Below are 7,532 nucleotides of genomic sequence, written 5' to 3' on the forward strand. Positions count from 1 at the left end.
CACTCGCCGTGCGCGCCGCATCGGCGCAGGCGGGCCGACGCGCCGGTCCCCGGGAACCGCGTGGGTTCCCGGGGACCGGCGCGCTCGGGCGCTCCCGCCAGGGGGCTGGCCCGGTGCCTCAGTGGGCGAAGCGCGGGAAGGCGCCACGGCCGGCGTAGACGGCCGAGTCGCCCAGCAGCTCCTCGATGCGCAGCAGCTGGTTGTACTTCGCGACGCGCTCGGAGCGGGCGGGGGCACCCGTCTTGATCTGGCCGGAGTTGGTGGCAACGGCCAGGTCGGCGATCGTCGTGTCCTCGGTCTCGCCGGAGCGGTGCGAGGTCATGGTGCGGTAGCCGTTGCGGTGGGCCTCCTCGACCGCGTCGAGGGTCTCGGTCAGCGAGCCGATCTGGTTGACCTTCACCAGCAGCGCGTTCGCGGCGCCGAGCTCGATGCCCTTGGCCAGGCGGGCGGGGTTGGTGACGAAGAGGTCGTCGCCGACCAGCTGCACGCGGCCGCCGATCTCGGCGGTGAGGGCCTTCCAGGCGTCCCACTCGTCCTCGGACAACGGGTCCTCGATGGAGACCAGCGGGTAGGTGGAGATGAGCTTCTCGTAGTACTCGACCATGTAGTCGGTGGAGCGGCCCTCGCCCTCGAAGGTGTACAGGCCGTCCTTGAAGAACTCGGAGGAGGCGACGTCCAGGGCCAGCGCGACGTCCTGGCCGGGCTTGAAGCCCGCCTTCTCGATGGCCTCGACGATCAGGTCGAGCGCCTCGGCGTTGGAGTCCAGGTTGGGGGCGAAGCCGCCCTCGTCACCGAGGCCGGTGGACAGGCCCCGCTCCTTCACGACGGACTTGAGGGTGTGGTAGACCTCGGCGCCCCAGCGCAGCGCCTCGCGGAAGGTGGGGGCGCCCAGGGGGGAGATCATGAACTCCTGGATGTCGACGTTCGAGTCCGCGTGGGAGCCGCCGTTGAGGATGTTCATCATGGGGACGGGCAGGACGTGGGCGTTGGGGCCGCCCAGGTACTGGAAGAGGGGCAGGTCGGCGGACTTCGCGGACGCCTTCGCGACGGCCAGGGAGACGCCCAGGATGGCGTTGGCGCCCAGTTTGCCCTTGTTGTCGGTGCCGTCCAGGTCGATCATCGTGGAGTCGATCTCGCGCTGGTCGGTGGCCTCGAGGCCGATGAGCTCGGGGGCGATCTCGTCCTCGACGGCGTCGACCGCGTCCTGGACCCCCTTGCCCAGGTAACGGCCCTTGTCGCCATCGCGACGCTCGACGGCCTCGAACGCGCCCGTGGACGCGCCGGAGGGGACGGAAGCGCGGGCCAGGACGCCGTCCTCCAGGAGGACCTCGACCTCGACGGTGGGGTTGCCGCGCGAGTCCAAGATCTCGCGTGCGCCAATGCCTTCAATAAGAGCCACGTCATTCTCCAATCGATCATTTGCGTGGACTGCGGTCAGTCCTAACGGTAGTACCAACCGCGTTCTCGGTCACCCCCCTTCTTGGGGGGCGGACGTTCTTTCATTGCGGAGCCGCTCCGCGAGCGAGCGCACCACGTGACATTGGTCCCAGCGCCGGGGTGTGCCGCGCCACTGGGGCCGCGCTGCGCGGGGCGCTCCGCGGCCCGTCAGCCAGTGGGGGCCGACTGCCCTGTGCGCTGGCGGGCATCGGAGGCACTGCCCGAACCGGACACGACATCGCCCAGGCGCGGGTAGTCGAAGGCGTTCATCTGGCTGTCCAGTGCCGGGAAGCGCGGGTTGACCTGCGGGTCCAGCTGGGCGTTCTGCTGCTGGAGGAAGGAGAGGGCCTGCTCGCGCAGGGAGGGGTCCTGGGAGACCGCCTGGTTGAGCATCTCGGAGATGATCGTCGCCCGCACGACCGTTTTCGTGGATTCGGCCAGGGGCTTGTCGTATTTGTCCTGACCGGCGGCGGCGCTGAAAGCGGCGACCCTCTGGTCGATCTGCGCGTCGGTGACGCCCACTCCCAGGCGGGCGGCCAGCGCGTCGAGCTGGGGCGCGGTGTAGAAGACCGCGCGGATCCTGTTCAGCTCGGCTTTCTGCCCGATGATCTCACCGATCTGGGCGGTCGCGGTCTCGATGTCGGAGATCGAGTACGACCCCTGCGTGGTGACGATCGCCTGCCCGGGGTGCGCGGAGCACGCCCCCATTCCCACGGCGGCTGCCACCACCGCCGCCACCGACGCGATCTTTGTGCGCAAGGCCACGAGTATCCTCCTTGAAGGCGTATTCAACCCCACCAGTGTATTGCACGCCACCCTCACTCACGAAAAGGGGTGAGGATCCTGGTCACCAGGGTCTCCACCCATTCGAGCAGCGGCCCGTCCGTCAGGGGCGCGCCGCCTATCCGCTGCGTCAGGGGGAAGGGCACCAGGACCTGGCGCACGGCGGCCTTGATGACCGCGCCCGGGTGGAGGCGTTTGAGCCGCATCGCCTGGGAGTCGCGCAACTGGACCGGCGACACCCGCAGGTACTTGCCCTGGGTGACGGCCTCGCCGATGCCGGCGCGTCGCAGGACCTCGCGCAGGCGGGCGACGGCGAAGAGCAGGTCCACCTGGGCGGGCAGCGGGCCGTAGCGGTCGGCCAGTTCCTCGCGCACGTCCGCCTCCTGCTCGGGTGAGGAGACGGCGGCGATCTTGGCATACACCTCCAGGCGCAGCCGCTCGCCGCGCACGTAGTCCTCGGGGATGTGGGCGTCGACGGCCAGGTCCAGGCGCACGTCGGCCTTCTGGGCGGGCGCCTCTCCGCGGTAGGCGGCGACGGCGTCGGACACCATCCGCACGTAGAGGTCGAAGCCCACGCCCTCGACGTGCCCGGACTGCGCGCCGCCCAGCAGGTTCCCCGCGCCCCGGATCTCCAGGTCCCGCTGCGCCACGGCCAGCCCCGCCCCCAGGTCCGTGTTGGCGGCGATGGTCTTGAGCCGCTCGTGGGCGGTCTGGGTGAGGGCCTTGTCGCCGGGGTAGAAGAAGTAGGCGTAGGCCCGCTCGCGCCCGCGCCCCACGCGTCCGCGCAACTGGTGGAGCTGGGAGAGCCCGAACACGTCGGCGCGGTCGACGATGAGGGTGTTCGCGTTCGAGATGTCCAGTCCCGTCTCCACGATGGTCGTGCACACCAGGACGTCGAACTCGTGGTTCCAGAAGTCCTGGATCACGGCCTCCAGCTGGTGCTCGCCGAGCTTGCCGTGGGCGACGCGCACCCGCGCCTCGGGGACCAGCGACTGCACGCGGGCAGCGACCGAGTTGATGGAGTCGACGCGGTTGTGCACGTAGAACACCTGCCCGTCGCGCAGCAGCTCGCGGCGGATCGCGGCGCTGACCTGCGCGTCGGTGTGGGCTCCGACGAAGGTGAGCACGGGCTGGCGCTCCTCGGGAGGGGTCTGCAGGATCGACATCTCGCGGATCCCGGAGACCGCCATCTCCAGGGTCCGCGGGATCGGCGTGGCCGACATGGACAGGACGTCCACGTCGGTGCGCAGCGCCTTGAGGGTCTCCTTGTGCTCGACGCCGAAGCGCTGCTCCTCGTCGATGACGACCAGGCCCAGCTTCTTGAAGGCGACCGCCCCGGTCAGCAGCGCGTGCGTGCCGATCACCAGGTCGATGCGCCCCGAGGCCAGGCCCGCCTTGACCTCCTCGGTCTGCTTCGGCGTCGAGAAGCGCGACAGCGTCCCGATCTCGACGGGGAAACCGGCGTAGCGCTCCGAGAAGGTCTCCAGGTGCTGGGTGACCAGCAGGGTCGTGGGCACCAGGACCGCCGCCTGGTACCCGTCCTGGATCGCTTTGAAGGCGGCGCGCACCGCGATCTCGGTTTTCCCGTAGCCGACGTCGCCGGTGAGCAGGCGGTCCATGGGGACGGGCTTCTCCATGTCCGCTTTGACCTCGTCGATGGTGACGAGCTGATCGGGGGTCTCCACGTAGGGGAAGGCGTCCTCGAGCTCGCGCTGCCACGGCGTGTCGGGGCCGAAGGCGTGCCCCTTGGTCTGCTGGCGCACGGCGTACAGGCGGATCAGCTCCTTGGCGACCTCGTTCACGGCCTTCTTCGCGCGCGCCTTGGTCTTCGCCCAGTCGGCGCCGCCCATCTTCGTGAGGGAGGGCTCGTCGCTGCCCGTGTACTTGGAGATCTGGTCGAGGGCGTCGGTGGGCACGAAGAGGCGGTCGCCCGGCTGGCCGCGCTTGGACGGCGCGTACTCGATGACCAGGTAGTCGCGGGTGGCGGCCGCGTCGGCGCGCCCGACGGTGCGGCTGACCAGCTCGACGAAGCGCCCGATGCCGTGCTGCTCGTGGACGATGTAGTCGCCCGGGTGCAGGGTGAGGGGGTCCACGCCCTTGCGCCGCCGGCTCGGCATGCGCCGCATGTCCCTGGTGGTGGCCCCCGCGCGGCCCGTCATGTCGCCCTCGGTGAGGACCGCGACGCGCAGGTCCGGGGCCACGAACCCAGCGGTGCCCTGCGCAGTCGTGATGGTCACCAGGCCGGGCCCGGGGTCGGAGTCGACGGAGTCCGACAGGGCGACGGGGCAGCCCGCCTCGGCCAGGATCGTGCGGATGCGGCGCCCGGGCCCGGGGCCCTCGGTGGTGACGACGACCCGCCAGTCCTGGGCTGCCAGCGACTTGAGGTCCGCGGCCGCGGCGGCGAAGTCCCCCCTGTAGGGGCGCACCTCCCGGGCGCCCGCGCGCATGAGCACGGGCGAGGCGACCAGGGCGGAACCGCCTCCATCGGAGCCCGCGCCCGCGTCCTCCCCGTCGGCCGCCGCCTCAGCGAGTTCTGCGGGGGGCAGGGACGTCAGCTCCCACCACGGCCCGCCCGCCCCCCACAGGTCGTCGAGGTCCAGGAAGGAGGCGTCGGAGGCCTCCAGGGGCACCTGGGCGCCTCCGGCCGCCGCGCTCCACGCCGCCCGCAGGAACTCGTCGGTCGTGGCGACCAGATCCGCCGCCCGCGCGCGGATGCGCTCAGGATCCGACGCCAGCACCGGCGTCCCCGGGGGCAGCAGGTCCACGAGGCGGTCCATGCCGGAGGCCAGGACCGGCGCCAGGGACTCGATGCCCGGTGCTGGGATGCCCTCGGCGGCCAGGGACAGCATCTCGGCCGCGCCGGGCAGGCGGTCGGCCGCCTCGCGGGCACGGGCCCGCACCGGGGCGCTGAGCAGCAGCTCCCGGCAGGGCACCGCCCACAGGCCGTGGGGGGCGGCGCCCAGGGTGCGCTGGTCCTGGATGGAGAAGGCCCGGATCTCTTCGACCTCGTCGCCCCACAGCTCCACGCGCAGCGGATGGGGCTCCTGGGGCGGGAACACGTCCAGGATGCCGCCGCGCACACTCATCTGCCCGCGCGCCTCGACCATGTCGACCCTTTGGTAGCCCAGGTCCGACAGGCGCGCGGTGGCCTCCGGCAGGTCCACGACGTCGCCCACCGCGATGCGCACCGGCTCCAGGTCCGCCAGGCCGCGGATGATGGGCTGCAGGAACGAGCGGACGGGCACCACCAGGACGGACAGGGGGCCGGCGAAGGCGTCGCCCTGGACGGGGTGCGCCAGGCGGCGCAGCACGGCGATGCGGCTGGCCATCGTGTCCACCTGGGGCGACAGGCGCTCGTGCGGCAGCGTCTCCCAGGCCGGGAAGGCGGCTGCCCCCGCCGTCCACGAGGCGAGGGCCGCGGTCATCACCTCCGCCTCGCGCCCCGTCGCGGTGAGGACCACCACGGGGGTGGTGGCGCGCGAGGCGATGTGCGCGGCGATGGGCGCGCGCAGGCCCGAGGGGGCCACGAGTGCGCCGGAGCGCCCGGCCGCGATGGAGTCCGCCGCGGCGGCGACGGCCGGGTCGGATGCGAGCAGGGGCAGCAGTCCAGTGAGGAGCACGGATCGCCTTTCGGTGGCGCTGGGACTATCGGGTGTGGAGTGCCTGCTGGGCAGGCGCGAAGCCCTCGGCCACGACCCCCTCCACGGCGTCGGCGGCCTCCTCGAGGGTCACGTCCCAGTCGGGGCGCTCCTTGGCGGGGATGGGCGCCAGGACGTAGTCGGCGGGGTCCATGCGCCCCGGCGGCCGCCCGATGCCGATGCGGAGCCTGTGGTAGTCGCGGGTCCCCAGGGCCTGGGTGAGGGACTTGAGGCCGTTGTGGCCGCCCTCGCCGCCCCCGGCCTTGAGCCTGAGCTCGTGGGGGGGCAGGTCGAGGTCGTCGTGGACGACCAGGATCCTCTGCGCCCCGATGCCGAGGAAGTCCGCGAGGCGGCGGATGGGCCCGCCCGTCGTGTTCATGTAGGTCTCGGAGCGCGCCAGGACGGCGCGCGGCCCTGGGACGCCGCCGGGCCCCACTCCCAGGCGGACGTCGGCGACGCGGGTGCGCGAGCGGTGGGTCTTGAGCACCGCGCCCGCGCGCGCCGCGAGGACGTCAATGGTGAGGTGGCCGACGTTGTGCCGGGTGGAGGCGTACTGCGCGCCCGGATTGCCCAGCCCGACGACGAGCCACGGCGAGTCAGTCGTGTTCATACTCCGATTGTGCCACCCGCGCCGAGAGCATGCCCCACTGCGGCGCGTCGGCGACGACGGGCGCGGCCTGGCGGCGCGAGGCGGCCCACTCGTCGGCGAAGAGCTGCGCCCAGGTGGCGTAGGCGGCGGAGTTCGGGTGGAAGAAGTCGGCGGCGTGGTAGGCGAAGGTGTACGTCGGCAGGGAGTACTCGCGGGTGAGGGCCCGCACATCCACCATGCGGGCAGTCGACTCCTCGACCGTGCGCGCCAAGTACTCCGACATCTCGGTGGCGCGCTTCTCCTGGGGCATGATGCCGAAGGAGGGGATGGAGGAGACCAGGGAGTCCGGGGGCAGCGCCGCGATCACGCGGCCCAGCCGCTCGGCGAACTGGCCCGGGGCCATGTCCTCCGCCATGACGTCGTTGCCGCCGATGCTCAGCGTCACCAGGTCCGGCTCGATGTCCCCGTCGATCAGCCCCATGCCGCGCATCTGCGGGATCTGGGTGAGTTCCACGGACTCCACCGTGGCACCGGACAGCGAGAGGTTGAGCAGGGCGACCTCGCGCCCCAGGGTCTGCTGGATGGCGGAGGCGAGCAGCGCGGGGTAGGACTCGGTGACGCGCGACGCCCCCAGCCCCTGCACCGAGGAGTCCCCCAGGGCGACGATGACGTAGGGCTTCTCCCCCTCGTTGGCGCGCAGGCGGTCCATGGTGGCCAGCGTGTGGTCCTCCCACGCCTTCCGGTAGTCGCCGCGCTGGGAATCGAGGCGGAGCAGGCGCCCGAGCGCGATGCCGCCGCCGAACAGCGAGGCGCCGCCCGCCGCGGCCCCGGCGACCTGCCATGCCCGTTTGCTGATTCGCATCATCTTCCTCTTTCCTGCGCCGTGCGCGACCGCTGGTAGTGCGAGCCCCCAGTGTATGCGCGCAGCGCGGACCTGTTCAAACGGCGCAGCGGCCCCCCGCCGGGCGGTCGGCGCCGCGCAGTGCCCCGCTCAGACGGTGCGCCCTGCGGGCCCGGAGGGCAGGGCGCCGAGGAAGCGGGGGGGCTCCCAGCCCCGCGCCCCGTAGGCCGCTGCGATCGCCTCG

5 protein-coding genes are annotated in these 7,532 nt (G+C 72.2%); all 5 read right to left on the bottom strand.

Going from position 1 to position 7,532, the window contains the following annotated elements; genetic code table 11:
• Nucleotides 1-118 precede the first annotated feature (118 nt).
• On the bottom strand, nt 119-1,399 hold the full coding sequence (gene eno, locus BH719_RS03710) for a phosphopyruvate hydratase (protein WP_034255572.1): 1,281 nt from the start codon (nt 1,397-1,399) through the stop codon (nt 119-121).
• Between the two features lie 206 nt (nt 1,400-1,605).
• Nucleotides 1,606-2,202 carry a hypothetical protein gene (locus BH719_RS03715; protein ID WP_009743416.1) on the bottom strand — a complete coding sequence of 199 codons (597 nt, stop codon included), beginning with the start codon at nt 2,200-2,202 and terminating at the stop codon, nt 1,606-1,608.
• A 53-nt stretch (nt 2,203-2,255) separates the two neighbouring features.
• Nucleotides 2,256-5,840, bottom strand: coding sequence for a transcription-repair coupling factor (mfd, locus tag BH719_RS03720; RefSeq protein WP_009743417.1), 3,585 nt, complete (start codon nt 5,838-5,840; stop codon nt 2,256-2,258).
• 25 nt (nt 5,841-5,865) lie between these two features.
• Nucleotides 5,866-6,468 (bottom strand): aminoacyl-tRNA hydrolase, encoded by a 603-nt coding sequence (gene pth / locus BH719_RS03725; RefSeq protein WP_009743418.1) that lies wholly within the window; start codon nt 6,466-6,468, stop codon nt 5,866-5,868.
• Nucleotides 6,455-7,309: an SGNH/GDSL hydrolase family protein gene (locus BH719_RS03730; protein ID WP_034219978.1), complete on the bottom strand. Its 855-nt coding sequence runs from the start codon at nt 7,307-7,309 to the stop codon at nt 6,455-6,457. The genes pth and BH719_RS03730 overlap by 14 nt, the downstream gene beginning before the upstream one ends.
• Nucleotides 7,310-7,532: the final 223 nt, after the last annotated feature.

This window comes from Pauljensenia hongkongensis, from assembly GCF_001746855.1.
Lineage (GTDB): Bacteria > Actinomycetota > Actinomycetes > Actinomycetales > Actinomycetaceae > Pauljensenia > Pauljensenia hongkongensis.

Excerpts from the sequence above, each read along its gene's own strand:
- BH719_RS03730 (WP_034219978.1), bottom strand. The coding sequence starts at position 7,309 with ATGCGAATCAGCAAACGGGCATGGCAGGTCGCCGGGGCCGCGGCGGGC.
- pth (WP_009743418.1), bottom strand. The coding sequence starts at position 6,468 with ATGAACACGACTGACTCGCCGTGGCTCGTCGTCGGGCTGGGCAATCCG.